The sequence below is a fragment of the Sphaerisporangium sp. NBC_01403 genome (assembly GCF_045040145.1).
Taxonomy (GTDB): Bacteria; Actinomycetota; Actinomycetes; order Streptosporangiales; family Streptosporangiaceae; genus Sphaerisporangium; species Sphaerisporangium viridialbum.
In genome coordinates this window covers 3,318,974-3,344,639 of the sequence record NZ_CP109534.1, presented here as the reverse complement: position 1 = coordinate 3,344,639, position 25,666 = coordinate 3,318,974, and the positions used below count along the sequence as shown (strand labels likewise).

The 25,666-nt window shown below is 72.7% G+C and carries 21 protein-coding genes; 10 read left to right on the top strand and 11 right to left on the bottom strand.

The window, feature by feature from the left end; genetic code table 11:
• Positions 1–343: 343 nt before the first annotated feature.
• Positions 344–1,495 (top strand): glutathione-independent formaldehyde dehydrogenase, encoded by a 1,152-nt coding sequence (locus tag OG589_RS15500; RefSeq protein WP_405149694.1) that lies wholly within the window; start codon positions 344–346, stop codon positions 1,493–1,495.
• Positions 1,496–1,551: 56 nt separating this feature from the next.
• On the opposite strand, the gene OG589_RS15495 is transcribed toward OG589_RS15500, so the two are convergent.
• Complete coding sequence (locus tag OG589_RS15495) at positions 1,552–3,273, bottom strand: hypothetical protein (protein ID WP_405149692.1); 1,722 nt, start codon at positions 3,271–3,273, stop codon at positions 1,552–1,554.
• 102 nt (positions 3,274–3,375) lie between these two features.
• Here OG589_RS15495 and OG589_RS15490 point away from each other — a divergent pair, with 102 nt between their 5' ends.
• From OG589_RS15490 to OG589_RS15480, 3 genes are read left to right on the top strand one after another with little or no spacing between them, the layout of a single operon-like run.
• Positions 3,376–4,050 carry a response regulator gene (locus OG589_RS15490; protein ID WP_405149690.1) on the top strand — a complete coding sequence of 225 codons (675 nt, stop codon included), beginning with the start codon at positions 3,376–3,378 and terminating at the stop codon, positions 4,048–4,050.
• The gene (locus OG589_RS15485) at positions 4,047–5,507 is read left to right on the top strand and encodes an ATP-binding protein (protein WP_405149688.1); all 1,461 of its coding nucleotides are present in this window, start codon (positions 4,047–4,049) and stop codon (positions 5,505–5,507) included. Before OG589_RS15490 ends, OG589_RS15485 begins: the two co-directional genes overlap by 4 nt.
• Complete coding sequence (locus OG589_RS15480; protein WP_405149686.1) at positions 5,504–5,962, top strand: hypothetical protein; 459 nt, start codon at positions 5,504–5,506, stop codon at positions 5,960–5,962. Before OG589_RS15485 ends, OG589_RS15480 begins: the two co-directional genes overlap by 4 nt.
• Before the next feature lie 33 nt (positions 5,963–5,995).
• Here OG589_RS15480 and OG589_RS15475 read toward each other — a convergent pair whose 3' ends face one another.
• Positions 5,996–7,153: a hypothetical protein gene (locus OG589_RS15475; RefSeq protein ID WP_405149684.1), complete on the bottom strand. Its 1,158-nt coding sequence runs from the start codon at positions 7,151–7,153 to the stop codon at positions 5,996–5,998.
• A gap of 44 nt (positions 7,154–7,197) precedes the next feature.
• Positions 7,198–8,160 (bottom strand): fatty acid desaturase family protein, encoded by a 963-nt coding sequence (locus OG589_RS15470; RefSeq protein ID WP_405152049.1) that lies wholly within the window; start codon positions 8,158–8,160, stop codon positions 7,198–7,200.
• Positions 8,161–8,591: 431 nt separating this feature from the next.
• Here OG589_RS15470 and OG589_RS15465 point away from each other — a divergent pair, with 431 nt between their 5' ends.
• Both OG589_RS15465 and OG589_RS15460 read left to right on the top strand, forming a co-directional pair.
• Complete coding sequence (locus OG589_RS15465; RefSeq protein WP_405149682.1) at positions 8,592–9,755, top strand: NAD(P)/FAD-dependent oxidoreductase; 1,164 nt, start codon at positions 8,592–8,594, stop codon at positions 9,753–9,755.
• A 79-nt stretch (positions 9,756–9,834) separates the two neighbouring features.
• Positions 9,835–11,172 carry an NtaA/DmoA family FMN-dependent monooxygenase gene (locus OG589_RS15460; RefSeq protein WP_405149680.1) on the top strand — a complete coding sequence of 446 codons (1,338 nt, stop codon included), beginning with the start codon at positions 9,835–9,837 and terminating at the stop codon, positions 11,170–11,172.
• 38 nt (positions 11,173–11,210) lie between these two features.
• On the opposite strand, the gene OG589_RS15455 is transcribed toward OG589_RS15460, so the two are convergent.
• Positions 11,211–12,122 carry a TIGR03619 family F420-dependent LLM class oxidoreductase gene (locus tag OG589_RS15455; protein WP_405149679.1) on the bottom strand — a complete coding sequence of 304 codons (912 nt, stop codon included), beginning with the start codon at positions 12,120–12,122 and terminating at the stop codon, positions 11,211–11,213.
• Positions 12,123–12,528: 406 nt separating this feature from the next.
• On the opposite strand from OG589_RS15455, the gene OG589_RS15450 reads away from it, so the two are divergent.
• Positions 12,529–12,762, top strand: a complete 234-nt coding sequence (locus tag OG589_RS15450) for a hypothetical protein (protein ID WP_405149677.1) — start codon at positions 12,529–12,531, stop codon at positions 12,760–12,762.
• A 41-nt stretch (positions 12,763–12,803) separates the two neighbouring features.
• Here OG589_RS15450 and OG589_RS15445 read toward each other — a convergent pair whose 3' ends face one another.
• A complete protein-coding gene (locus OG589_RS15445) occupies positions 12,804–13,757 on the bottom strand; it encodes a nucleoside hydrolase (protein ID WP_405149676.1) in 954 nt (317 codons plus the stop codon).
• Positions 13,754–14,830 carry a hypothetical protein gene (locus OG589_RS15440; RefSeq protein ID WP_405149674.1) on the bottom strand — a complete coding sequence of 359 codons (1,077 nt, stop codon included), beginning with the start codon at positions 14,828–14,830 and terminating at the stop codon, positions 13,754–13,756. The genes OG589_RS15445 and OG589_RS15440 overlap by 4 nt, the downstream gene beginning before the upstream one ends.
• 361 nt (positions 14,831–15,191) lie before the next feature.
• Here OG589_RS15440 and OG589_RS15435 point away from each other — a divergent pair, with 361 nt between their 5' ends.
• Positions 15,192–16,535: a lanthionine synthetase LanC family protein gene (locus tag OG589_RS15435; RefSeq protein WP_405149672.1), complete on the top strand. Its 1,344-nt coding sequence runs from the start codon at positions 15,192–15,194 to the stop codon at positions 16,533–16,535.
• Positions 16,536–16,552: 17 nt separating this feature from the next.
• Here the strand turns inward: OG589_RS15435 and OG589_RS15430 are convergent, their stop codons facing one another.
• The 4 genes from OG589_RS15430 to OG589_RS15415 form a co-directional block, all read right to left on the bottom strand.
• Positions 16,553–17,980: an ATP-binding protein gene (locus tag OG589_RS15430; protein ID WP_405149671.1), complete on the bottom strand. Its 1,428-nt coding sequence runs from the start codon at positions 17,978–17,980 to the stop codon at positions 16,553–16,555.
• Positions 17,981–18,050: 70 nt separating this feature from the next.
• Positions 18,051–18,206, bottom strand: a complete 156-nt coding sequence (locus tag OG589_RS15425) for a hypothetical protein (RefSeq protein ID WP_405149669.1) — start codon at positions 18,204–18,206, stop codon at positions 18,051–18,053.
• Positions 18,207–18,398: 192 nt separating this feature from the next.
• Complete coding sequence (locus tag OG589_RS15420) at positions 18,399–19,469, bottom strand: ABC transporter ATP-binding protein (RefSeq protein WP_405149668.1); 1,071 nt, start codon at positions 19,467–19,469, stop codon at positions 18,399–18,401.
• Positions 19,466–20,215, bottom strand: coding sequence for an ABC transporter permease (locus OG589_RS15415; protein ID WP_405152048.1), 750 nt, complete (start codon positions 20,213–20,215; stop codon positions 19,466–19,468). Before OG589_RS15415 ends, OG589_RS15420 begins: the two co-directional genes overlap by 4 nt.
• A 212-nt stretch (positions 20,216–20,427) precedes the next feature.
• On the opposite strand from OG589_RS15415, the gene OG589_RS15410 reads away from it, so the two are divergent.
• Positions 20,428–21,249, top strand: coding sequence for a DUF1206 domain-containing protein (locus tag OG589_RS15410; RefSeq protein WP_405149666.1), 822 nt, complete (start codon positions 20,428–20,430; stop codon positions 21,247–21,249).
• A 69-nt stretch (positions 21,250–21,318) separates the two neighbouring features.
• On the opposite strand, the gene icmF is transcribed toward OG589_RS15410, so the two are convergent.
• A complete protein-coding gene (gene icmF, locus OG589_RS15405) occupies positions 21,319–24,531 on the bottom strand; it encodes a fused isobutyryl-CoA mutase/GTPase IcmF (protein ID WP_405149664.1) in 3,213 nt (1,070 codons plus the stop codon).
• A gap of 139 nt (positions 24,532–24,670) precedes the next feature.
• On the opposite strand from icmF, the gene OG589_RS15400 reads away from it, so the two are divergent.
• Entirely contained in the window at positions 24,671–25,558 is an 888-nt protein-coding gene (locus OG589_RS15400) for an SCO6745 family protein (protein ID WP_405149663.1), read from the top strand.
• Positions 25,559–25,666 lie beyond the last annotated feature (108 nt).

Sequence of the window (25,666 nt, the reverse complement as noted above, 5' to 3'; positions counted from 1 at the left end):
GACACGTTCTCACCGACCATCAGGTGTAACCCATACGGGCTCCGGCGCATTCCCGGCGGCGCATACGGATTTCGGCCGGGGAAAGTCGCCTCCAGTCCAACGGCCGCTCTACATGGATGGGGGATGTGGCCCGGCGGAGGGCGGGACATGGTCGAACGGAGACGCGAGACCGCGGGGTTCCGTCCACCTGGCCACGAGCCGGGCCCTCGGAAAGGTCGGAAAGGAAGGGAGGCGGCGGGCAGGAAGTCCGGCAGTCGGGTGACACCGAGGTCGTGACCGGGCTGTCAGGGGACGGGCGGCGCGGTCGGTGACCTCGCCCGCGTCGGACTTCAGGAGGACGATAATGAAGGCACTCGTTTACCACGGACCTCGCGACGTCAGCGTGGACGACGTACCCGACCCTCGCATCGAGGAGCCGCGCGACGTCATAATCAAGATCATCACGACGAACATCTGCGGGTCGGACCTGCACATGTACGAGGGCCGCACCGACATGGAGCCGGGCAGGGTCCTCGGGCACGAGAACTTCGGCGAGGTCATCGAGGTCGGCGACGCCGTGGAGCGCATCAGCGTCGGAGACATCGTCTCGATCCCGTTCAACGTCGCGTGCGGTTCGTGCAAGAACTGCAACGCCGGGCTCACCAACTACTGCATCAGGGCCAACCCCGACTACCCCAGGCTCTGCGGCGGGGCGTACGGCTTCGCCGACATGGGCCCCTGGGAGGGCGGCCAGGCCGAGTTCCTCCGGGTGCCCTGGGCGGACTTCAACTGCTGCAAGATGCCAGAGGACGGCCTCGAGAAGCAGAACGACTACGTGATGTGCTCCGACATCTTCCCCACCGGGTACCACGCCACCGAGATGGCCGGGCTGCGCCCCGGCGAGTCGGTCGTCATCATGGGCGCCGGCCCCGTCGGGCTCATGGCCGCGCTCTCGGCCGTGGTGAAGAGCGCCAGCAAGATCATGGTGGTGGACCGCCATCCCGACCGCCTGGCCCTGGCGGAGAAGATCGGCGCCATCGCGATCGACGACTCCAAGGGCAACCCGGTCGAGCAGGTGCTGGAGCTCACCAACGGAGAGGGCGCCGACCGGGGATGTGAGTGCGTGGGCTACCAGGCCCATGACCCGCAGGGCCACGAGCACCCCGACGACACCCTCAACAAGCTGGTGGAGTCGGTGCGGTACACCGGCGGCATCGGCGTCGTGGGCGTCTTCGTCCCGGAGGACCCGGGAGGCTCCGACGATCTCGCCAAGCACGGGCGGGTGCCGCTGGAGTACGGCCTCCACTGGTACAAGGGCCAGACGATCGGCAGCGGGCAGTGCCCGGTCAAGCGGTACGACCGGCACCTGCGCAACCTGATCCACACCGGCAAGGTCGAGCCGTCGTACATCCTCTCGCACGAGCTGCCGCTCAAGGATGCGCCGGACGCCTACGCGCACTTCGACAAGCGCGAGCCCGGCTGGACCAAGGTCACGCTCAAGCCCGGCCTCGGATAGTCAGGGTCCCGGCTCCGAGCCCCTCCGGGCACCACCGCCGGAGGGGCTCGGTGCCGTCACCGCCCGCGACCCGCCGAGGCGCAGCCGGGGGAGGTCCAGCGCACCCATCCGGGGCCGGAGGCCGCGCGCCAGCCGCCGGGGTGCCCGGGCCAGGACTCCTCCGGAGGGCGCCCGGCGAGCGGGGGCACGATGACGGTGCAGGCGGCAGGCGGTGGAGGCTCGTGGGCGGCGTCGAAGGGCGTCAGTTCCGTCCACCAGATCCGGTACGCCAGCGGCAGCCTCACCTTCCACGAAAGCCCGCGGTCCACGGCCACGCCGCCTGTGGTGGGCAGCGGGCCGGGCGCGGCGCGGTGGGCGGGCCCGTCGAAGGTGCCGCCGGTCACGAACATCGCGTTCACGGCGACGAGCGCCGCGCCGGCCAGCGGTAGCCGGAGCGCGGGCATGGAGGCGGCCAGCAGGCAGGCCAGCAGGGCCATGGCGCGGACCGACGCCGCCACCATGTCCAGCGCCCCGTAGGACCCCGTGAGGAAGGAGATCTCCGGGAAGTCGAAGGCCACGAAGGCGTACCGCTGGAGCCGGTCGCCCGCGTACAGGGCGGCCACCGTCCCCGTGGCGGCCATCAGCGCGGCCGAGGCCAGCGTGTGCCGCACGGCGGCGCGCCGGGTCCCGCGGGTCAGCGCGGCCAGGCCGGCGAGGGCGAGGACGACCGCCACGCACGTCAGATACCGGCCGTAGGCGTAGTTGCCGACCCGGTGCTCGTCGGGCAGCGCGGCCGAGGAGGCGTACGCGGTGCCCGCCGTGACCAGCAGCAGCGCCAGGGCCGCGACCCGGGCCGGCGCCGGGGCGCGGCGGCACAGCGCGGTGACCGCCGTCGCGGCGATGCCGGCCCCGGCCAGGCCCCAGGTGCCGGCGATGAGGTACCACACCTGCCCGGCCGCCCCGGAAAGCGCCCAGGCCTGCCCGTCCAGGCTGGTCAGCCGGATCCACAGCAGCCCTGCGAGGTCGCGGGTGCCGGAGGGGTAGAGGGCCGCCGCCAGCGCCGTGTTGAGCGCCCGCGCCCCGGCCGCGGCCACCAGCGCGGAGGCCATGGCCGCGAGACCGGCCCGGCGGGGCAGCCGACCGCGGAGCAGGAGGCAGCCGACGATCACCGCGTGCACGAGCAGCAGGACGGTGCCGCGCAGGTGGACCGCGTACCCGTACCCGGCGAGGAGGCTCGCGACCACGCCGGGCAGGACCGCCCCGGATCGTACGAAGGCGTGCAGGGCCAGGAGCCAGCCGAGCACCAGTGTCGGCAGGATCGCGTCCGCGAGCGCGAGCTGGCCGAAGATCAGGGTCGCCGGCAGCAGCGCCGCCGCGAACGCGAGCGCGCAGGCCGCGGCCGGGGCGAGCCCGTGCGGTGGGAGCCGGCGCAGCGCCAGGTAGCCGAGGGGGAACAGCGCCGCTCCCACGACCGCGCCGACGGCGACGACCAGGCGGTAGGCGAGCGCCGGGTCGTGGACGAGCCAGAAGACCGGCGCCAGCAGGAGGGGATAGCCGCCCTGGTACAGCGTGCCGCCCGACATGTCCGTCGTGGCGCCGCCGGCCAGCCAGCGGGCCGCGGCCAGGTAGCCCACCTCGTCGGGGTTGGCGACCGGCCCGGTGCGCCACCGCGCCAGCCACACCCGCAGCAGGAGATGGGCGAGCCATCCGGCCGCCAGCATCCATCGGACGCGGGGACGGGCGGCCCGCCGCGCGGCGGGCGGGGCGGGGGAGACCGGGTGTGGGGTGACGAGCGTCATGGCAGAGACACTCCGGCGGAGATTCGACCGAACCTTCCGTGAAATGTCTGGGATTCAGGACATTGACGAAGAGCTGACACTCGTGATCGAAATAATGCGGTCATGGCCAGCATCGTGTTCGTCGAGGACGACCCGCTCATCCGGGCGTCGGTGGAGTTCGCCCTCTCCCGCCAGGGGCACAGCGTCACGGCCAGGACGACCGGCGAAGAGGGGCTGGAGTGCATCAGGGCGCGCCGCCCCGAGATCGCCGTCCTGGACGTCATGCTGCCGGGGATGGACGGGATCGAGGTCTGCCGCAGGATCCGCCGCATGGACACCCTGCCCGTGATCCTGCTGACGGCGCGGGGCGATGACCTCGACGTGGTCCTCGGCCTGGAGGCCGGCGCGGACGACTACGTGGTCAAGCCGACCGAGCCGCGCGTCCTGGACGCCAGGATCCGGGCCGTGCTGCGGCGGGTGGAGACCACGCACGGCGACGTCTCGACGTACGGAGACCTGGTGGTCGACAGGGGAGCGCTCAAGGTGACCCGGCATGGCAAGGACGTCAGGCTCACCCCCACCGAGCTGCGCCTGCTGCTCGCGCTCACGCGGCGGCCCGGGCTGGCACTGACCCGCCAGCAGCTTCTCGCCGACGTCTGGGAGCACACCTACCCGGGTGACTCGCGCATCGTGGACGCCTGCGTGCAGCGCATCCGGATGAAGATCGACGACGAGCCGTCACGGCCCGGGTACATCGAGACCGTGCGCGGGTTCGGCTACCGATTCGTCGCGCCGTGAGGGCGGCGCGGAGCGCGGGGCTGCGCCTCCGGCTCATCGCGGGTTTCGTGGTGGTGGCGCTGCTGTCATCGCTGGTCGCGTCCTGCATCGCCTACTACCTGGTACAGCGCTCCACGCTGGACAGGACCCAGGCCAACGTGATCGGGGAGTTCAAGAACACCATCGGCAGGAACGTGTCCGACGACATGCCGGAATTCTCGAACTACAACTTTTCGAGCGTCGACTACCTCCAGCAGCTCAAGTCGGCGCTGAGCGTCCAGGGGCGGTACGACGTCAAGCTCGCCCAGGTGCAGCAGGACGGGGTCTACTTCTTCCCCGATCTCGACACCCGCTACGGGGTCGACCTTCCGCCCGACTTCGTGCAGATGGCCAGGAGCAACACGGTCTACCGGCGGATCGACCACCGTGGCACGCCGTTCCTCCTCGTGGGGGCGCAGGTGTACGCGCCCCCGCTCCAAGGGGGGACCTGGCGCCCCACCCCGGTCATGGGCTTCGTCATCGTGAGCCTGGCCCGCGAGGCCGGGGACCTGCGCACTCTCACCCGGGTCCTGGCGATCGGCGGCGTGGTGACGCTCGCCGTCGCAGTCGTCTTCGCCCTGTTCGCCGCGAGGGGGGTCCTCGAGCCCGTGCGCAGGCTGGGGCGGGTCGCCCGTGCCCTCGGCGACGGGAAGCTCGACACCAGGGTCGAGGTGGCGGGCGGCGACGAGCTCGCCGACCTCGCCCGGACCTTCAACCGGACGGCCGGGGCGCTGGAGGACGGCATCGCCGAGCTGCGCGCCATGGAGGCGTCCTCCCGCCGGTTCGTGGCGGACGTCTCCCACGAGCTCCGCACGCCGCTCACCGCGATAACGGCGCTGGCGGACACCCTCGCGGACAAGGACGTCTCCGCCGCCGACCGCGAGACGGCCGGTCCGCTGGTCACCGAAGGCGTCCGGCGGCTCAGGACCCTCGTGGAGCATCTGATCGAGATCAGCCGGCTCGACTCCGGGACGGCCGCTCTGGTGCCCGACGACATCGACGTCGCCGGCGCGGTGGCGGCGTGCCTGGCGCCGCGCGGCTGGGCGGGGCGTGTGGAGGTCGAGGGTCCCGGCGGCCTGATGGCGCGTCTGGACCCCAGGAGGTTCGACGTCATCCTCGCCAACCTGGTGGGAAACGCGTTCAGGCACGGCGCGCCCCCCGTGGTGGTGCGATTCGGGGAGGAGGCGGGAGATGGCGTGCCCGGGCTGAGGCTCACCGTCGCCGACCATGGGCCTGGCATCCCCCGGTGGCTGCTGCCCCTGGTCTTCGACCGGTTCGTCAAGCAGGACCGGGCCCGTACGAGCAGCGAGGGCAGCGGGCTCGGGCTCTCGATCGCCCGCGCCAACGTCGAGCTGCACGGGGGGACGCTGGACGTGCGGAACGAGTCCTCCGGTGGGGCCGTGTTCACCGTGTGGCTGCCGCTGGGGGAGGACGCGTGAGGCGCCCCGCCGTGACCGGCCTGGTCGCGCTGACGCTGCTCGCGGCCGGCTGCGGCATCCAGCCGACGGGTACCACCGTGGAAGGGGATCCGCCGATAGCGCGGGCCAGGTCCCAGTCGAACATCGTCTACTTCGTCAAGAACGGGAAGCTGATGAAGGCTACGAGGCCGGGGTTGCCCACCGTGCCGGAGTACGGCCTCCAGCAGCTGATGGAGGGGCCGTCCGAGGTGGAGAAGGCGAGCGGCGTCACCTCCCGCGTGAGCCGCTCCACCATCTCGATCACCCGTGAGGGGGACATCCTGTCCCTCTGGGGGCAGCCGGTGATCAAGGGCATCGGACTGGCCCAGATCGTCTGCACGGGCACCGCCGTCTCCGGGATCCGCGCCGTCAGGCTGGCCAACTGGCAGACGGGAGGCCGCACGCACACCTGCGCGGAGTTCGCCGAGTTCATGTGAGCGCCGCGTCTCCTCGCGCCCGGGGCCGGTCGTTCAGGAACGCGGTTCCGGGGTGGGCCGAGGGGGGAGCGGGAAGCGGAGGGACGCGGCCACGATGTGGTCCTTGAGCTCGGTGTCGGCCAGGACGTGCTCCACCGAGCCGCCCTCGCCGATCACCGCGTCGGCCAGCTCGTCGATGACGTCCTCGGTACGCCGCGTCGGCCGCCCGCACAGCGGGCACGTGTCGCCCGATCTCGCGAGCCAGCCCGACTCGTCGCACACCACCCCGGGGGCCGTCGCCTCGTCCTGGACCAGCAGGGCCTGCACGGCGGCCACCGAGCCCGCCCACAGGCAGTCGTCCAGGCCCAGCGCGGCGGGGCGGCGCGTCGCCACCCGCTCCAGCACCTCGCCGACCCACCGGCGCTCCTCGTCGCGCTCGTACTGTTCGACGATGCGCTCGGCGCTGTGGCGGATGTCGGCGGGCGTGGCCGTCCTGAGGTCCACGGTGAACGTCCCCGCGACCTTCGGCCGCAGGTGCTGGGGGAGGAAGTCCAGGAAGGTCGGCACCTCCTCCGGGTGCCCGCCGATGATCAGCAGCTCGTGGTCGCCGGCGCGGAACAGCTCGTCCAGCAGCCGCACGGCGTTGCGGTAGTGCCGTTTCGTGAGGTCGTCGGCGCGGTTGCGCACGCGGTGCTCGGTGAGCCCGTACCAGCCGGCGTAGTTGGGCTTGCGCAGGGCCGGGTCCTGGACGCCGCCGAGCTCGCGCAGCTCGTCCTGGTACAGCTCCCAGGCCGACGCGGACCGCCGGTCGACCACCATGACGCAGGCGCGGTGGTACTCGTCCAGCACGGCGAGCATGGGACGCACCCAGGCCGTGGCGTCCACCATGATCCGGTCGCGCACGGCGCGCGGCAGGACGACCTGCTCGAACAGGTCGCCCTCGCTGCAGGAGAAGACGGCCACGGCGCCGGTCTCCACCCGTTCGAGGCCTTCGAGGTTCTCGATGCGCTCGATGTCACCGCGTATCGACAGGCGCGCCCGGCGTCCCAGGGAGCCGTCCCGCTCCAGGGGGCGGATCTCGTGGAGCAGGCTGTTGATCTGGGTCGAGAGGGCGGTGGGGCCGTCCCGCCCCACCCCGGCGTACAGGGAGACCACGGGCAGGTCGCCCCCGTTGAACCTGAGGATCCGGTCGACCGTCTCTGTGGTGATCATGCGTCGCCCCCGTCGCTGGTCCTGACCTCAGTATTCGCTACTCGTCACTCCTCGCTCGTGGACGCCCCCCGCGTCCGGAGCGGAGCGCCCGCCTCGTGCATGTGGCGAAGGGCCTGGGCGTATGAGCTGTACAGGCTGCTCTCCAGATAGGGGATACCCAGCTCGGCGCAGTAGGCCCGGACGATCGGCTGGGCCCGGCGCAGGTTCGGCATCGGCATGCTCGGGAACAGGTGGTGCTCGATCTGGTAGTTGAGCCCGCCGAGGGCGATGTCCACGATCCGGCCGCCCCGCACGTCGCGGGAGGTGAGCACCTGGCGGCGCAGGAAGTCGGGGCGCTCGTCGCCGGTCATCATCGGCATGCCCTTGTGGTTGGGCGCGAACGTGGAGCCCAGGTAGATGCCGAAGATCGCCTGGTGCGCGGCGATGAACAGCAGGCCCTTGCCGAATGGCAGGACCGCGAAGACGGCCGCGAAGTAGGCCACGAAGTGGACGACGAGCAGCGTGCCCTCGACCCACCGGTGCTTGAGCGACGGCCGCCCGAGGGCACGGAAGCTGGCCACGTGGAGGTTCAGGCCTTCCAAGGTCAGCAGGGGGAAGAACAGGAACGCCTGCCAGCGGCCGATGTACCTGGCCACGCCCCGGCTGTCGGCTGCCTGCCGCTTCGACCAGACCAGGACGTTGGGGGAGACGTCGGGGTCGTGGTCCTCGTGGTTGGGGTTGGCGTGGTGCCGGGTGTGCTTGTCCATCCACCAGCCGTAGCTCATGCCGACGCCGAGGTTGCCCGCCACCCAGCCCGCGAGCTCGCTGGGACGCCTGGACCGGAAGACCTGCCGGTGGGCCAGGTCGTGGGCGACCAGCGCCACCTGGGCGAAGACCAGCGCGAGGAACGCCGCGACCAGAAGCTGGTACCAGGAGTCGCCCACCATGAAGAACGCGACCCAGCCGGCCACGAACAGGCCTCCGACGACGCTCAGCCGCAACGCGTAGTAGGCGGGGCGCCTGTCCAGCAGCCCTGCCTCGGTGATCCGGCGGGAAAGCCGGGCGAAATCGCTGCCGCGCGTCTCCCGCTCCGGGGCTTCGATCGTGGATGAGCTGGTCACGGGTCTCCTCACGTGGTGGCGTATCGACAACCGAGCCAACCCCGGGAAAAGCACCGCGTAGCGTTTGAGGTGGGTTGGAGGCGGCACGTCCAAGACTGTCGGGATCGCCGGTTGCGCGATATCCAGGCACCATGCCGGTGCACGGTAGTGCTAGCCCCACCATGAGGATGCTTCCGCCGGCCGGCAGGCGGTCCCGGCGACGCGTGCCGCCTTCGTACATCCGCTTCCCGGGGTGGCCGGGCCCGCCCTGTGATGGGGATGGTTGACAGCAAAACCTATTTTTCCTACCTTTTAACTAGGTTTGTGCACGCGGGTGAGGGGACGGGGGACGTGAGCGTATGGCACACGAGATCGGCATCATCGGGGCGGGCGTCCACGGGGTCAGCGCCGCCTTCCACCTGGCACGCAGGGGCGTCTCCACGGCCGTATTCGAGCGGCGCACCCCGGCCTCGGGGCCGACGGGGCGTTCCGGCGGGATCTGCCGGGCGTACTACACCGACCCGTTCCTGGCGGAGACGGCCCGCGACGGCATCGCCTTCCTCGCGGACTTCGGCGAGCGCACGGGCGGCGGCCAGTCCGGCTTCCGCCGTACCGGGGCGTTCTACCTGCACGGGCCCGGCGACGTCGCCGCGGCGCGGGAGACCGCGAGCCGCCTGGCGTCGGCGGGGATCGAGAGCGAGCTGGTGCCGGCGGACGCGCTGCCAGGACTGCTGCCCGCGCTGAGCCTCGACGGGGTGGCGGTCGGCGTCTGGGAGGCGGGTGCCGGGTACGCCGACCCGTTCAGCACGACCCTCGGCCTGGCCGAGGCCGCCCGGCGGCACGGGGCCGCGTTCCACCTCGGCCACCCGGTGACGGCCCTGGCCGAGGAGCCGGGCGGGGTGGCGGTCACCACGGGCGACGGCGAGACCCACCACGTCGGCCGCCTGCTGGTCGCGGCGGGACCGTGGACCTCGGGCCTGCTCGCCGGGCTCGGGATCAACCTGCCCCTGACGGTCGAGCGGCACGTGGTCGCGGTGCTGGAACACGATCCCGCGGACACCGAGGGCCTGGTGCCGCACGTGCTCATCGACGTCGCCGGCGGCTACTACTCCACGCCGCAGCCCCGCACGCAGTTCCTCGTCGGCGGGGTCATCCCCGCCTCGCCCGCCGACCCGGACGCCTTCGGCAGCGCCACGAGGGAGTTCGAGGTCAGGCGGCTCGCCGCCGTCGCCGCCCGCCGCACCCCCGCCAGGCGGCGCGCGTCCCTGGTGGGCGGCTGGGCGTCCCTGTACGACGTCAGCCCCGACTGGCAGCCCGTGACCGGGCGGGTCGGCGAGAGGATCTTCGTGGACGCCGGCACCAGCGGGCACGGGTTCAAGATCGCCCCCGCCTGGGGCGACCACGTGGCGCGGCTGCTCCTGGACGAGCCCGCCGACCCCCGGCTGGCCGCCTTCGCCCCCCAGAGGTTCGCCGCGGGCGCGGAGCTCGCCGCGGGGTTCGGCGCCGCCCGCATCCTCGGGTGACGCCGGAGATGCGCGCGGAGCGCGTGACCATCCCGCCGAGCCCGTCCCGGGCCGGCACACCGAGCAGGAGGATCCCCCGATGAGCAGGCCGCGCAAGCAGGTTCACCTGGCGGCGCACTTTCCCGGCGTCAACAACACCACCGTCTGGGCCGATCCCCGGTCCGGGAGCCAGATCGACTTCGCCTCGTTCCGCCACCTCGCCGCGACGGCCGAGCGCGGGAAGTTCGACTTCTTCTTCCTGGCGGAGGGGCTGCGGCTGCGCGAGCTCAAGGGCCGCGTCCACGACCTGGACGTCGTCGGCCGCCCGGAGTCCCTCACCGTCCTGTCCGCGCTCGCCGCCGTCACCACGCGGCTGGGCCTGGCCGGCACGGTCAACGCCACCTTCAACGAGCCGTACGAGCTGGCGCGGCGCCTGGCCACCCTCGACCACCTGAGCGACGGCCGCGCCGCCTGGAACATCGTCACCACCTCCGACGCCTTCACCGGGGAGAACTTCCGGCGCGGCGGCTTCCTCGACAGGGCCGACCGCTACAGCCGCGCCGCGGAGTTCCTCCAGCTCGCCCGCGAGCTGTGGGACTCCTGGCGGCAGGACGCCGTCGTCGCCGACCCCGCCTCCGGAGCGTTCGTACGGCCGGACGGCATCACCCCGGTGCGGCACGACGGCGCCCAGTTCGACGTCTCCGGGACGTTCAACGTCCCGCGCGGCCCGCAGGGGCACCCGGTGATCATCCAGGCCGGCGACTCCGGCGAGGGACGCGAGTTCGCCGCCTCCACCGCGGACGTCATCTTCAGCAGGCACGGCACCCTCCACGAGGGCCAGGCGTTCTACCGGGACGTCAAGGGCCGGATGGCCAGGTACGGCCGCGCGGAGGACCGGCTGAAGATCCTTCCCGCGACGACGTTCGCGCTGGGCGACACCGAGGAGGACGCGGCGGAGAACGCCGCCGAGATCCGGCGGCGCCAGGTGGGCCCGCAGACGGCGATCGCCTTCCTGGAGCAGGTCTGGGGACGGGACATGTCCGCTTACGACCCCGACGGCCCGCTGCCGGACGTCGACCCCGACCTCTCGGGCGGGGTGTCGGCGGGACGGGTGCCGCTGGGCGACCGGGCCGAGGTGGCCGCCAAGTGGCGGGCCCTGGCCGACGAGAAGAAGCTCAGCATCCGCGAGCTGGTCATCGAGGTGACGGGCCGCCAGAACTTCGTCGGCACCCCGGCCTCCGTGGCCGCCCGCATCGACGAGTTCGTCCAGTCGGACGCCGCCGACGGCTTCATCCTGGTGCCGCACCTGACCCCGGGAGGCCTGGACGACTTCGTCGACCACGTGGTGCCGCTGCTCCAGGAGCGCGGGGTGTTCCGGGCCGACTACACAGGGACGACGCTCCGCGACCACCTCGGGATCCCCATGCCCGGCGGCTGACCGCCGGGCATGGGGGCCGCGTTCTCACGGGCCCTGGGTCAGCCCCGGACGGCGGCCTGGATCTCTTCGAGGAGCCGGACCTCCTCGTCGATGCCGGTCCCGGCGATGTTGGCGAGGAGCACGTGGTCCACGCCGGCGCCCTCCAGCCGCTTGAGGTCCTCGGCGATCTGGCGGGGCGCGCCGCCGAGGAACGGGCGCTCGCCGCCCAGCGGCTCGCGGGTGATCGGCACGTTGGCCCGCGCGACCACGGTCAGGGCGGAGGGGTCGCGCCCGGCCTCGCGCGCCGCCTCCCGGAAGCCGCCGGCGAGCTGCCGCAGCACCTCCTCGGAGACGGCGATCGGGTTCAGCCCGTCGGCGATGCGCCCGGCCCGCCGGATCCCCGCGGGCGTCATGGCGCCCAGCAGGATGGGGATCGTGGCCTGCACCGGCTTGGGGTTCACCTCCGAGGAGGCGATCCGGTAGAAGCGGCCCTCGTACTCCACCGGGTCGGGACCCCAGCACGCCCGCATGGCCGCGACGACCTCGTCCATGCCGGCGCCCATCCGGCGGATCGGCACGTTGGCCGTCTCGAACTCCTGGGGCATCCATCCCTGCCCGAGACCCGCGATCACGCGCCCGCCGCTGAACTGGTCGAGGGTGGCGAACCGGCGCGCCAGCACGACCGGGGGATGGAACAGCGCGTCGATCACGCTGGTCCCGAGCTTGATGCGGTCGGTGAGCGCGGCGACGTAGCTGAGCGTTTCGAGCGGCTCGTACGTCAGCCTGTAGATCTCGGGGATCCGCTGCGGCGGGCCTCCGCCGGGCTGCGGGAGCTCGGCGAACGGGCGCAGAAGCCGCTCGTAGGTCCACAAAGAGTCGTAGCCCAGCCTCTCGGCCTCCTGGGCGAAACGGGCAATGTTCGCGGGTGACGCGAGCGCCCCCGATGTGGGCAGCGCAACACCGAGCTCCATACGCGATCCTCAGGTAGTGGGGAACGGAACGATCGCCGATATTCCTGGTCGGTTCACAGGGTAGCCTCCTCGATCTTGAGACCCGCGGCCTCTCCGCCGGTCTCTCGCCGATCGGCTCCCGCCCCATGCCCAGCCTCCCAAGGGGCCGTGCGTATTCCTCAAACAACCGGAAAAGGATGCGCCCATCGCGGTCGCCCCGCCCTCGTGAGTGCGGCCACGCCCCATGCCGCCCGGCACCGGTCGCATATCCTCTACGGCACGTCACATTTCGCCCGGCGAGTGGCATGAGCGGGTCCGGCGGAGCAGGATGACCTGATCCGCACCGGCCCGGTGCGCCACACTCCCGGTGCTTGGGACGGCCCGAGTCCCGGCATCCACCAGATCCAGCTACCGCGAGGAGACCCCGTTGAGCACCGCACCGAGGACAGACAACCTCGATCTCGCCACCACCGCCCGGGAGATCGCGGACAGCGTGCCCGCCGGATCCCTGAGCCACGCCGCGGCCACGTCGGTGGCCATCACCTGCGCCACCACCAGGGACATCTCCGAGGCCCGCGCCGCGCTCGACGGCGTCACCCCCGCCGACGTCCGCGAGGCCGCGCTCGACCTCTTCGTCCGCCTGACCGCCGGCGCCGAGTAGGCCCCCGCGCGCACCCCGGGCCGCCGTCCGCAGCGCACGGCTCAGGCCCGGGTCAGGGTCTGGACGAAGTCGCCGGCGAACCCGGCGGAGTCGACCGCGGTGACCACCCGGGTGCCGGGCGCCGGCTCGTACGGGAAGGGCGGGGGCAGGCCCTCGGGGGTCCGCATCAGCCGGGCGCACCAGAGCGACCCCTCGCGGACGACGTTGACCGGCCCGAGGACGGCGGCGGTCGCGCGGGCGGGGTCGAGCAGGATCCCGGCCGCCAGCGGGTCGTGCAGCGGGACGACCCGCCGGCCCCGCTCCTTCTCGTAGAAGTCCAGGTAGGGGCCCAGGATCTCGGTGGCGAACCGCGCGACGGGGGTGCCGGCCGCGCGCAGGGCCGCGATGGCCGGTTCGTCCAGGATCGTGGTGGCGGTGACGTTCACCCCCACCATGACCAGCTCGCCGCGCGGGGCGGAGACGACCACGCGGGCCGCCACGGGGTCGCCGGCGGTGTTGACGTCGGTCATGAGCAGGTCGCCGGGGATGGTGTACGGCCCGGAGCCGCCCATCTGCACGACCGAACGATACTTTGTAAAGAGCCCCGGATCGATGCGCAGTGCCAGGGCCAGGTTGGTCGGCGGGCCGAGCGCCAGCAGATCGAGCTCGCCCGGCCGCTCGCCCGCCAGCCGTACGAGCAACTCGGCGGCGGTCTCGTCGGTCACGGGGGGCATCGGGCGGTCGTAGCCGCGATCACCGAGGCCGTCCTCGCCGTGGGCCCCGCGGGTGACGCGCGGGGTGCCGGACAGTGGCTCGGCCGCGCCGCGCGCGATCGGCACGCGGAGCCCGAGCAGCCGGGTGACGTACCCGATGTTGCGCACCGCGTCCCGCTCCGCGCAGTTGCCGGACACCGAGGTCACGGCCACGATCTCCGCGTCAGGGCGTCCGGCCAGGTAGAGCAGCGCGAGGGCGTCGTCGATCCCGGTGTCGGTGTCGACGACCACGCGGTGGCTCATCGCGCGGGTCGCTTCCCATCGCCCCCACCGGCCGCCGGTCCTGACCCGGCGAAGTGGTCCGACACGCGGGCGGGCTCGAAGGCGCCGCGCGCGGTCACGATGCGGGTCACCAGGTGGGGCGGCGTGGCGTCGAAGGCCGGGTAGTAGCCACGCGTGCCCTTGGCGGCGGTGCGCCTGCCGAGCACGTGCAGGACCTCCTCGCCGTCGCGGTGCTCGATCTCGACGTCCCCTATGCCGGGCGAGAGCGGGTCTGGGGCGTGGGAGAGCGCGTAGAACGGCACGCCGAACGCGCCGGCGGCCAGCGCCACCGCGAGCGTGCCCACCTTGTTGACCACGTGGCCGTCCATGGTCACGCGGTCGGAGGCGACCAGCGCGACGTCGGCCAGCCCGTCCGCCAGCGCGGACGGCACCATGCCGTCGGTGATCACGGTGGGCCGGTAGCCCATCTCGACCAGTGTGGCGGCGGTGAGCCTCGCCCCCTGCAGGTAGGGCCGGGTCTCGGTGCACACGAATTCGAGCCGCTTGCCCATCTGCTCGGCCGCCTGGACGGCGCCGATCAGGTAGGCGTCGCCCCAGCAGTGGGTGAGCACCCGCGCGCCGTCCTCAAGCAGCTCCGCGGCGTACCGGCCGAGGGCTCTGGTGCCCGCGCGGTACTCCTCGTCGTACCCGGCCGCCGCCTTCTCCACGGCGGCGACCAGCTCGTCCCCGTGTACGCCGGCGAGCGGGCCGTCCACGGTGCCCGCCAGGATCGCGCGCACGGCGTCGCGGATGTGGTTGTTGGTGGGCCGGGTGGAGATCAGCCTGCGGCCGGCGGCGCGCAGCCGATCTGCGGCGGCTCCGGGCGCGGCGTCCCTCGCCTCCCGGGCGGCGAGAACCATGCCGGCGGTCGTGGCGAAGGCCGGCCCGGAGCTCTGCGTGACCATCAGCTCGATGGCCACCGCGACGTCCTCCATGGTGGCGCAGTGCACCCACCGGCGTTCGAACGGGTAGACGCGGCGGTCGAGGATGTCCACCCCGTCGCCGGTCGTCCGCACCGAGTCCGCCAGTGCCGGTACGTTCCGGAGGTCACTCACCGGGTCATCCCCTTTCGCGTGGACCGTGCCGGGTCGTGAGGGCGTTCCGCCCGGGCGGCCGCGCTCCGTCCGGCGCTCATCCCCTCACTGAACAGCGACACGCCGCCGCGGGGCAACCCGGCGGCCTTCCTTCCCCCGGTTTCCGGCAGTAGGGGTCCGATGGCACGAACGGCCGTCCCGCTAGGGGTAGCCGTACGAATAGGGGTGACGGAAGACTTCGCTTAACCGGCGGACGAAGTTTGTGAGATTGTTCTGGTGCGGCGGATGACGAGGTCTGCCGTGCGCCCGTGAACGGATGCCCCGCAATTGCATAGTTTTCCTACCAAATTCGTGGGATACTAGGGGGTGTAGAGGAGGCGACATGAGCCCGGACCGGAACCACCCGTCATGGCCACGCGCCGAGAGCCCCTTCACCGCGGCGGTCATGGCGGGCCGCTGGATCCGGTCGGCGGCGGTCGACGACGAGCGCGGGCGCCACTGGCACGCCAACCCCGATCCCCGGCGCCAGTCGGCCAGGTCGGGCCATCCCGGCTCGCTGTACGCCGGGGCCGCCGGCATCGTGCTCTTCTTCCTGGAGCTCGCCGCGGCGACCGGGCACGAGGCCTACCTGGACGACGCCAGGCAGGGCGCGCGCTACCTGGCCTCCACCCTCGGGGACGAGGCGGGCCTGTCCCTCTACCACGGCCTCACCGGCATGGTCTTCGCGCTGGCGGAGGCGGGGTGGGCGACCGGGGACGAGAGCCTCGAGGTCGCGGCCAGGGCCGGGGCCGACCGCGTCGTCCGGAGCCTGCGCAGGACCGGCGACGGTGTGGGCTGGACCGGCGATCCCGCGCAGCGCGGCGACGGCGGCATCATCCTCGGCCTGCTGCACGCCTCGGGCATCCTCGGCGTCTCGGCGTACGAGGAGGTCGCCGTCGAGGCAGGGGCGCGGGTCGCCGACCAGGTGGTGCCCGGCCACAGGTTCGGCGAGGACGGGTGCCCCGACCTCCCGGTGGACGCCGTCACGCCCGGCTTCCTGTCCGGCACGGCCGGCACGGCCTTCCTGCTCGCCCGGCTGTACGGCGTGACGCGCGACAGGCGGTTCCTCGACGCGGCGCGCAGGGGGGCCGACTTCGTCCGCACCGTCAGCACCGTGAGCGACAAGCACGTCCTGGTGCCGCACCACGTCCCCCAGGGGCGTGGCCTGCACTACCTCGGCCTGTGCTCGGGGTCGGCGGGGGTGGCCCGCATGTTCTACGAGCTCTACCGGGTGACGGGAGACCAGGGCGACCTCGACTGGGTGCGCAGGCTCGCCGCCGGCATCATGTGCAGCGGCGTCCCGCGCCGCCAGACCGCCGGGTTCTGGAACGTCGCCTGCCAGTGCTGCGGCTCGGCGGGCCTGCTGGAGACCTTCGTCGGGCTGTGGGCCGCGACCGGGGAGGTGTCCTACCTGGACTTCGCCAGGACCCTCGCCGACAACCTGATCGGCCGCGCCACCGGGCACGACGACGCCGGCTACCGGTGGTACCAGGCCTACCGGCGGCTGAGGCCGTGGGAGGTGACGGCCGACACCGGTTACATGATCGGCGCGGCGGGCATCGGCTCCGCGCTCCTCCATCTGGACGCCGCGGGGGCGGCGGGCGAACCTCGCAGGCTCATCCTGCTCCCTGACAACCCGTTCCCCGCCATCCCGGTGCCGGCCTCGGCGCTGCGCCGCTCGCCCTGACCCCTGGCCGCCCGCCGTCAGACGTCGGAGGCCCCGGAGCGGCGAGTGCGGCCGGAGCCGGCTTCGGCGTCCCTGGCGGACGGCGGGGCGAGGGGCAGCCGGACCACGAAGCGCGCGCCCCGCTTGCTCGGCTCGATGGTGAGGGTTCCGCCGCCGGTCTCCGCGATCTGCCGGGCGATGGGCAGGCCGAGCCCGGTGCCGCCCGAGTCCTTGCTGCGCGCCGCGTCCAGCCGGGCGAACCGCTGGAAGACGTACCCCCGCTTGTCGGGATCGATGCCCGCCCCGTCGTCGAGCACCTCCAGCACCGCGGCGCTGGGGAGGGAGCCCGGGCCGCCGGGCTCCCGGCGCACCATCACAGATACCGACGAATCGGCGTGCCGCTCGGCGTTGTCCAGCAGATTGGTGAGCAGCCTGGCCAGCCGCAGGCGGTCGCCGATCACGAGGACGCCTGGCTCGACGTCACGCTTGATCATCTTGGCCGGGTGGCGGCGGTCCAGCTCGGAGCCGACCAGCTCGGACAGGTCGAGCGGCTCGCGCACGCCCGGCGCGCCGGCGTCCAGCCGCGCCACCATCAGCAGGTCGGCCACGATGGCCTGCAGCCGGTCCAGGCTGCCGAGCAGGGACGATCCCATCGTGGTGACGTCGGTATGGGCGGGGGCCATCATCGCGTCCTCCACCTCGGCGCGCATGGCCGTGATCGGGCTGCGCAGGTCGTGGGAGGCGTCCGAGGCGAACTGGCGCTGCCGCTCCATCGCGCTCTGCAGCCGGTCGAGCGTTCGGTTCACGCTCTCGGCCAGGTCATGGATCTCGTCCTTGCTGGGCGGGACGGGCACGCGCCGGCCGAGGCAGGTGGCGTTGATCTCGTCCAGCTCGGACCTGATGGCGTCCACCGGCGTCAGTGATCCCCTGACGACGCGGTAGCTGACGTAGGTGACGGCCCCGGTGAGGAAGACCGCCCCGCCGATCAGCACCAGCGCCAGCCGGGGATGGACCAGGTACGGGACCACTGGCGCGGCGCTGTAGACGATCCACGGCTCCCCTGAGCGGTAGACCCGCTGCGCCACCACGATCTGGCACTGGTCAGGGGGGAAGACGCGGTCGCACACCACGGAGGTCTGGGTGCTCCTGCCGTTGGAGGGGGTGAAGCTCGCCATCGGGGGCTTGCCCTGGAGTCGCGGGGTGGAGGAGACCACCTTGCCCCGGGGGTCGACGACCTGGAGGTTGTCGACCAGGCTGTGGGGGAGCGGGTTGAGGGGAGTCTCCCGGTCGACCACGGAGGCGACGCGGCCGGCGGCGGCGGCGATCTCGTTCGTGAGGTAGTCGGTGGCGAGGCGGTTGACGGCCACCATGAGGACGGTGGCGAGCAGCATGGAAAGCAGGGCCGCCACGACGCCGGCGAACAGCGTGAAGCGAACCCTGACCGACCACCGGTGCCGAAGACCCACCGTTTCGCCCCCTGAGACCAGTCGACCACACGGGCCGGCGGCCCTCGCGGCGGGGGCGGGAGAGGGGCGCTCAGTCGGCGGGGCGGGCGGTGCCCGCGTCGCCGTTCTGCCCTGTCAGGGTTCGCACCGTCTCGGTGAGATGGGCCACCTGGAGCTCTAGGCTGTGGACCCGGGCCTCCAGTTCGACGGAGCTGGGGGGCTGGTATGCGGCGATCTGCCTGGGCATCGGCGACCGGTCCCTTCCGTGGTGGTCAGTGCGCGGGCGTGAGGGGACGCGGGGGGTGTCCGTCGCGATCCCAGCCTCCTACCTCTGCCCACACAGCTGCCTGGCAAGCACAAACGGTCCTTTCAGGCTACGTGACTTTGCGATGATCTACCTTGAGCCGCGCCGCGCGGCGCGCGGAGGACCGTCCGGGCGTCACTCCCGCGACCGCGCGGGATAGGCGTGCGTCTCGGCGGCCCTGATGGCGGCCCAGACCTTCTGGCCCAGGGAAAGGCCGAGGTCGGCGACGGCGGCGGCGGTGAGGTCGGCGGTGGTGGTGATCGGGCCGTCGAGGTGGACGCGGATGCGGTCGCCGTGCCGCTCGATCCCCTCGACACTGCCCTGCCACATGTTCCGGGGCGAGCCCTCCGGCCGCGCCGCGTACAGCGTGACCGCCGAGGGCGGGAAGGCGACGAACACCGGGCCGCGCAGGTCCTCGGTCACGTTCAGCGTGAGCGCGCGGCCGGTGGCCGGGTCCTCCGGGGGCCCGTCGATCGCCACGTCGTGCCCGTGGGCCTCGCCCCGGTAGAGGTTGAGCCCGACGAGGCGGGCGACGTGGCCGGTGCGCGGGTGGCGGGCCACCTCCGAGGGCGTGCCCTCCTGCACCAGGTGGCCGTCCTCGATCACGATGAGCCGGTCGGCCAGCGCCATGGCGTCCACCGGGTCGTGGGTGACCAACAGGCAGGCGCCGGCGAAGCCGGACAGATGGTCCCGGAGCCGGGCCCGGACCGGCAGGCAGGTGTGCGGGTCGAGGGCGGCCAAGGGCTCGTCCAGGAGCAGCACGCGCGGCCGTACGGCGAGCGAGCGGGCCAGCGCCACCCGCTGGGCCTGGCCGGCGGACAGGTCCCCCGGCATGTCCCCGAGGTGGTCGCCGAGCCCGACGTGCCGCAGCCAGGCGGTGGCGGCGCGCCGGGCCTCGGCCCTGGTCGCCCCGCGGCACCGGGGCCCGAAGGCGACGTTCCGCAGGGCGTTCATGTGGGGGAACAGCAGGGGGTCCCGGCAGACCATGCCGAACGGGCGCTGCTCGGACGGGCGTGCGTGCACCGCCGCGCCGTCCAGCAGGATGTGGCCGCCCGACGGCCGGGTGAGGCCGGCCAGGACCCGGAGGGCGGTGGTCTTGCCGGCGCCGGCCGGGCCGAGCAGGGCGACGACCTCTCCGGGGCCGAGGCGGATCTTGAGGTCGAGCCGGAAGCGGGGGCGCTCGACGAGCAGGTGGGCGTCCATCATGCGACGTTCACCCAGCGTCCGCGCAGGCAGGCGAGGACGGCGACGCACACCAGGAGCATCAGCAGGCTGAGCGCGATGGCGGCCTCCGGGTCGCTCTCCAGGGCGTGGTAGACGGCCAGGGGCATGGTCCGCGTACGCCCGGGGAGGCTCCCCGCGAAGGTGACCGTCGCGCCGAACTCGCCGAGGGCGCGGGCCCAGCACAGCACGGCTCCTGCGGCGACTCCCGGAGCGACCAGGGGCAGAGTCACCCGGCGGAAGACCGTCCATCGCGAGGCGCCGAGGATGGCCGCGGCCTCCTCGAAGCGCGCGTCGGTGGCCCTGAGCGCGCCCTCCACGCTGAGGACGAGGAACGGCATCGCCACGAAGGCCTCCGCGAGCACGACCGCCGCAGTGGTGAAGGGGAGCCCGGCGCCGGAGCCCAGCCACGCGCCCACCAGGCCGCCCCGGCCGAGCGCCAGCAGCAGGGCGACGCCGCCGGCCACCGGAGGCAGGAGCAGCGGCACCGTCACGAGGGCCCTGACCAGCCGCCTGCCGCGGAACGCGACGCGGGCCAGCATCCAGGCCAGCGGCACCCCGGCCAGCAGGCAGGCGACGGTGGCGGCCGTGGAGGTCACCAGCGACAGCCGGAGGGCCTCCAGCACGTGGGGATCGCCAAGGCGGGCGCCGAGCGTGCCCCAGGGCGCCCGTACGAGCAGCCCGGCGAGCGGGAGCGCCAGGAACGCGAGCCCGATCGCGGCGGGCACCATCAGGACCACGGGAACGCCGCCCGCTCCGTCATGGACGGCACGGTGGCCGTCGTCCCGCGATCTTCGCCGAGTGGCTGTAAATACCCTCATGCCGCTTTCATCCCCTGGTTACCGCTTCGGAACTCCCCTCCGGCGTGGCGGCAGGCGCGGCGGGGACGTTTAGCTTCGCCCGAGATGTGTAGATGGGGGGACGAATCGAAAGGAGCGGGCCCATGAACTCCGTGACCTCAGCCGGTAACCAGGCGCGGGGAGCCGCGCGGCAAGCGACCAACAGCCGGACGTTCGAACGGCTGACGCGGTTCGGGATGGCGTGCCGGGGTGTGCTCTACGCGCTGATCGGCATCCTGGCGCTGCAGATCGCCTTCGGGGGCGGAGGGAAAGAGGCGGACAAGACCGGCGCCGTGCGCACGGTCGCCGAGCAGCCGTTCGGCACCGTCCTTCTCTGGCTGCTCGCCATCGGTTTCGTCGCCCTCGCGCTGTGGCAGGCCTCCGAGGCGCTGATGGGAGGGCTCAAGGCCAAGGACCGCGTCGAGGCCGTCGCGCACACCGTCGTCTACGCCCTGGCCGTCGGCACCATCCTCGGCTTCCTGCTGCACGGCACCACCGGCAGCTCGACCGACGAGCAGTCCAAGGACCTCACCGCCACCGTCATGGACTGGCCGGGCGGCCGGCTCATCGTGGGAGCGGTCGGCCTCGGCGTCATCGCGCTCGGCCTGTACTGGATCTACGAGGGCGTGACCAAGAAGTTCTGCCACAACCTGCGTACCGGCGAGATGTCCCCGAAGACCCGGGGCGTCGTCGAGAAGCTCGGCATGGTCGGGTACTCGGCTCGCGGCGTCATCGCGGCGGCGGCGGGCGTCTTCCTCATGCAGTCGGCGATCACCTACGACCCCAAGGAGGCCAAGGGCATCGACTCCACGCTGCGGTCGTTCGCCGACACCCCGCTCGGGCCGTGGCTGCTCGTCGTGGTCGCGCTCGGCCTGGTCGTGTTCGCCGTCTACTGCTTCTGCGAGTCCCGCTGGCGCAGGACCTGACACCCTTCTCACCGCACGTCACGACGGACCCGGCCGGCGAAGCGCCCGGGTCCGTCTTCGCGTTCGTCCCTAGACGTTGCGCCGGTACTGGCCCCCCGCCTCGAACAGCGCCTCGGTGATCTGGCCCAGCGAGCAGACGCGGGCGGCGTCCATCAGGGCGGCGAAGGCGTTCCGGTCGGCCATCGCGGCCTCCCTGAGCCGCCGGAGCGCCTCGGGCGCCTCGGCCGCGTGCCGCCCCTGGAACTCCCGCAGCCGGGCGAGCTGGCCGCGCTTCTCCTCCTCGGTGCCCCTGGCGAGCTCCAGCGTGCCGTGCTCGGCCGCCCCCTCGGGGTTGCGGAAGGTGTTGACCCCGATGATCGGCAGTGACCCGTCGTGCTTGCGGGTCTCGTACAGCATCGACTCGTCCTGGATACGGCCCCGCTGGTAGCCGGTCTCCATCGCGCCGAGCACGCCGCCCCGGTCCGACAGCCGCTCGAACTCCGAGAGGACGGCCTCCTCGACCAGGTCGGTGAGGTCGTCAACGATGAAGGATCCCTGCAACGGGTTCTCGTTGACCGCCAGGCCCCACTCCCGGTTGATGATCATCTGGATCGCCATGGCCCGGCGAACGGACTCCGGGCTCGGGGTGGTCACCGCCTCGTCGAAGGCGTTGGTGTGGAGGCTGTTGCAGTTGTCGTAGATGGCGATCAGGGCCTGCAGGGTGGTGCGGATGTCGTTGAAGTTCATCTCCTGCGCGTGCAGCGACCGGCCCGAGGTCTGGATGTGGTACTTCAGCTTCTGCGACCGCTCGCCCGCTCCGTACCTGTCGCGCATGGCGACCGCCCACACGCGGCGGGCCACCCGGCCGAGCACGCTGTACTCCGGGTCCATGCCGTTGGAGAAGAAGAACGACAGGCTCGGCGCGAAGTCGTCCACCGCCATGCCCCTGGCGAGGTACGCCTCGACGTAGGTGAAGCCGTTGGCCAGCGTGAAGGCCAGCTGCGTGATCGGGTTCGCCCCCGCCTCGGCGATGTGGTAGCCGGAGATCGACACCGAGTAGAAGTTGCGCACCTGGTTGGCGATGAACCACTCCTGCACGTCGGCCATCATCCGCAGGCTGAAGTCCGTCGAGAAGATGCAGGTGTTCTGCCCCTGGTCCTCCTTCAGGATGTCGGCCTGCACCGTGCCGCGCACCGTGGCGAGCGTGGCCTTCCTGAGGGCCTCGGCCTCCTCGGCGTCCGGCTCGCGCCCGTTGCCGGCCTCGAACCGCGCAAGGGCCTGGTCCATCGCGGTGTGCAGGAAGAACGCCAGGATGGTCGGGGCGGGCCCGTTGATGGTCATCGACACCGACGTGTTCGGCGAGGACAGGTCGAAGCCGTCGTACAGCGCCTTCATGTCGTCCAGGGTGGCGATCGACACCCCCGAGGTGCCCACCTTGCCGTACACGTCGGGCCGTTCGGCGGGGTCGTTGCCGTACAGGGTGACCGAGTCGAACGCCGTCGACAGGCGCACGGCGGGCTGGCCGTCCGACAGCATCTTGAACCGCCGGTTCGTACGGAACGGGTCGCCCTCGCCGGCGAACATGCGGATCGGGTCCTCGTCGTCCCGCTTGAAGGGGAACACCCCGGCGGTGAAGGGGAACCGCCCGGGCAGGTTCTCCGAGCGCAGGAACCGCAGCAGCTCGCCGTGGTCGGTGAACCTCGGCAGCGCCACGCGCGGCACGCGGCTGCCCGACAGCGAGGTGCGCCACAGCGGCGTGCGCAGTTCCTTGCCCCGCACGGTCACCACCAGCTCCTCGGCGGAGTAGGCGGCGACCGTCTCGGGCCAGCCGTCCAGCAGGGCGCGGCCGTCGCCGGGCAGTTCGGCGTCGGCGCGGTCGCGCAGCGCGTCCAGCGCCGAGGCGTCGCCGCCCTCGGCGGCCAGCAGGCCCCGCACCTCGGCGAGCTGCTGGCGGCGGCGCGCCACCTCGGCCTGCCGCGTGGTCTGCCGGTGGTAGTCCCGCACGGTCTCCGCGATCTCGGCGAGGTACCTGACCCGGGCCGGGGGCACGATCGCGGCGCCCAGGCTGGAGGTCTTGACCGACGTCCCGGGAAGCAGCCCGGGGCTGGGCGGCAGGCCCTTGTCGCCGAGCAGCTCGCGCAGCAGCTGGTAGAGCGCGGTGACGCCGTCGTCGTTGAACCGCGCTGCCACGGTGCCGTACACCGGCATGTCCTCTGGGGCGGTGCCGAAGGCCTGGCGGTTGCGCACCATCTGGCGGCGCACGTCGCGCAGGGCGTCCTCCGCGCCGCGCCGGTCGAACTTGTTGATCGCGACGACGTCGGCGAAGTCGAGCATGTCGATCTTCTCAAGCTGGGAGCTCGCGCCGAACTCGGGGGTCATGACGTACAGCGAGATGTCGCTGAACGGCACGATCGCGGCGTCGCCCTGCCCGATGCCGGGGGTCTCCACGATCACCAGGTCGTTCCCGGCGGCCCGGCACACGGCGATCACGTCGGCGAGGTGCTCGGGCAGCTCGTGGGACCCGCGGGTGGCCAGCGAGCGGAAGAACACGTCCGAGCCGAGGCTGTTCATCCGGATCCGGTCGCCGAGCAGGGCGCCGCCGCCCCTGCGCCGGGTCGGGTCCACCGCGACCACCGCGACGCGGAGCTTGTCCTCGTAGTCGACGCGCAGCCTGCGGATCAGCTCGTCGGTGAGCGAGGACTTGCCCGACCCGCCGGTGCCGGTGATGCCGAGCACCGGGACGTGTCGTCCCGAGGCGGCGGCGCGCACCGCGTCCAGGTACGGCCGCCCGGCCTTGCCCGCCTCGACGAAGGTGATCGCCCTGGCCACGGCCCCGTGGTCGCCGCCGGCCACGGCGGGCGGGTCGGCGCCCTCGGTCAGGTCGACGTCGCACGCCTCGATGACGCGGTTGATCATGCCGGCGAGGCCGAGGCGCTGGCCGTCCTCGGGGGAGAAGATCTTGGCCACCCCGTGGCCCTCCAGGGCGGCGATCTCGTCGGGGACGATGACCCCGCCGCCGCCCCCGTAGACCTTGACGTGCCCGGCGCCCCGCTCGCGCAGCAGGTCGACGAGGTAGGTGAAGAACTCGACGTGACCGCCCTGGTAGGAGCTGATCGCCACGCCCTGCGCGTCCTCCTGGACGGCCGCGGTGACGATCTCGTCCACCGACCGGTCGTGGCCGAGGTGGATCACCTCCGCGCCCTGGGACTGCAGGATGCGGCGCATGATGTTGATCGCCGCGTCGTGCCCGTCGAACAGGGCCGCCGCGGTGACGACTCGCACGGGATTGGCAGGTACGTACACCGGCGCTCCTCAGGAAGTTACTAGGACGTCCTACTAAATTGTAGGACGTCCTAGTAACGCATGGGAACCCGCACGGGGTGCGGCCGGGGGTGGGCTGGCTATCGTTTGCCGGCAAGTGATCTCGCCGACGGGAGAAGACATGTCCGAGTACACGGGGACGGCACGCAGGGTCTGGCACCACCTGGAGCCGGTGCACGCGGCGCTGTACTTCGCGCCCGAGGCCTTCAAGGAGGCCGCGGCGCTGGGGTACGACGTGGAGAGCCGCTGGCCGAGCTACTTCGCCTGGCGCGCGGCCCCGCTCGGCGCCGCGGGCGCCGACCTGGTGACCGCCACCTTCTACAGCTTCAGCCCTCGCGTGATCGCCGAGCACGTGCCCGCCGTCTGGTCGGTCGCCGCGCCCGAGGAGGTGCTGGCGGCCAGGCTGCGAGCGGTGGACGCCGTCTTCCGCGCCATCCTCGGAGACCGGCTCGCCGACGACGGCCTGAGGGAGGCCGCCGGCCTGGCGCGTACGGCCGCGGAGGCCGTGACCGTCGCGGGCCGCCCCCTCGCCGCCGCCAACCGCGACCTATTCTGGGCCGGCGAGCCCCATCTGGTGCTCTGGCAGGCCGCGACCGTGCTGCGCGAGCACCGCGGCGACGGGCACATCGCCGCCCTGCTGGCCGCCGGGCTCGACCCGTGTGAGGCACTGGTGTCCTTCGCCGCGATCGGCGCCGCTCCGGTGGCGAACTTCGCCGGCCGGGGGTGGACCGCCGAGGAGTGGGCGGCGGCCAACGACCGGCTCGCCGCCCGGGGCTGGGTGAACTCCGAGGGCCTGGCCACCGAGGAGGGGCGGCGGGGGCGCGACGCGGTGGAGCGCCTGACCGACGAGCTGGCCGCGGCGCCCTGGCGGGCCCTCGGCGCGCGGGCCGCCGACCGGCTCGCCGAGCTGGTCGTGCCCGTCTTCGCGGCGGTGCTGGAGTCGGGCATGCTTCCCGCGCAGAGCACCCTCGGCATCGGCGCCGTCCAGGCCCCGTCCAGCGGTAAGTAGACGCACCTGGACCAGAACGGCGTCTCGTTGCGCACCGGGGGTGACGAGCCCGCCGGTGCCTGCCGCCGCTTCCTGCCGCCGTGCTGCGCCGAAGAGGTGACGGCGGGA

Excerpts from the sequence above, each read along its gene's own strand:
- OG589_RS15495 (WP_405149692.1), bottom strand. The coding sequence starts at position 3,273 with ATGACGCTCGTCACCCCACACCCGGTCTCCCCCGCCCCGCCCGCCGCG.
- OG589_RS15425 (WP_405149669.1), bottom strand. The coding sequence starts at position 18,206 with ATGCCCAGGCAGATCGCCGCATACCAGCCCCCCAGCTCCGTCGAACTG.
- OG589_RS15435 (WP_405149672.1), top strand. The coding sequence starts at position 15,192 with ATGAGCCCGGACCGGAACCACCCGTCATGGCCACGCGCCGAGAGCCCC.
- OG589_RS15420 (WP_405149668.1), bottom strand. The coding sequence starts at position 19,469 with ATGATGGACGCCCACCTGCTCGTCGAGCGCCCCCGCTTCCGGCTCGAC.
- OG589_RS15455 (WP_405149679.1), bottom strand. The coding sequence starts at position 12,122 with ATGGAGCTCGGTGTTGCGCTGCCCACATCGGGGGCGCTCGCGTCACCC.
- OG589_RS15460 (WP_405149680.1), top strand. The coding sequence starts at position 9,835 with ATGAGCAGGCCGCGCAAGCAGGTTCACCTGGCGGCGCACTTTCCCGGC.
- OG589_RS15445 (WP_405149676.1), bottom strand. The coding sequence starts at position 13,757 with ATGAGCCACCGCGTGGTCGTCGACACCGACACCGGGATCGACGACGCC.
- OG589_RS15490 (WP_405149690.1), top strand. The coding sequence starts at position 3,376 with ATGGCCAGCATCGTGTTCGTCGAGGACGACCCGCTCATCCGGGCGTCG.
- OG589_RS15410 (WP_405149666.1), top strand. The coding sequence starts at position 20,428 with ATGAACTCCGTGACCTCAGCCGGTAACCAGGCGCGGGGAGCCGCGCGG.
- OG589_RS15500 (WP_405149694.1), top strand. The coding sequence starts at position 344 with ATGAAGGCACTCGTTTACCACGGACCTCGCGACGTCAGCGTGGACGAC.
- OG589_RS15400 (WP_405149663.1), top strand. The coding sequence starts at position 24,671 with ATGTCCGAGTACACGGGGACGGCACGCAGGGTCTGGCACCACCTGGAG.
- OG589_RS15415 (WP_405152048.1), bottom strand. The coding sequence starts at position 20,215 with ATGGTGCCCGCCGCGATCGGGCTCGCGTTCCTGGCGCTCCCGCTCGCC.
- OG589_RS15475 (WP_405149684.1), bottom strand. The coding sequence starts at position 7,153 with ATGATCACCACAGAGACGGTCGACCGGATCCTCAGGTTCAACGGGGGC.
- OG589_RS15465 (WP_405149682.1), top strand. The coding sequence starts at position 8,592 with ATGGCACACGAGATCGGCATCATCGGGGCGGGCGTCCACGGGGTCAGC.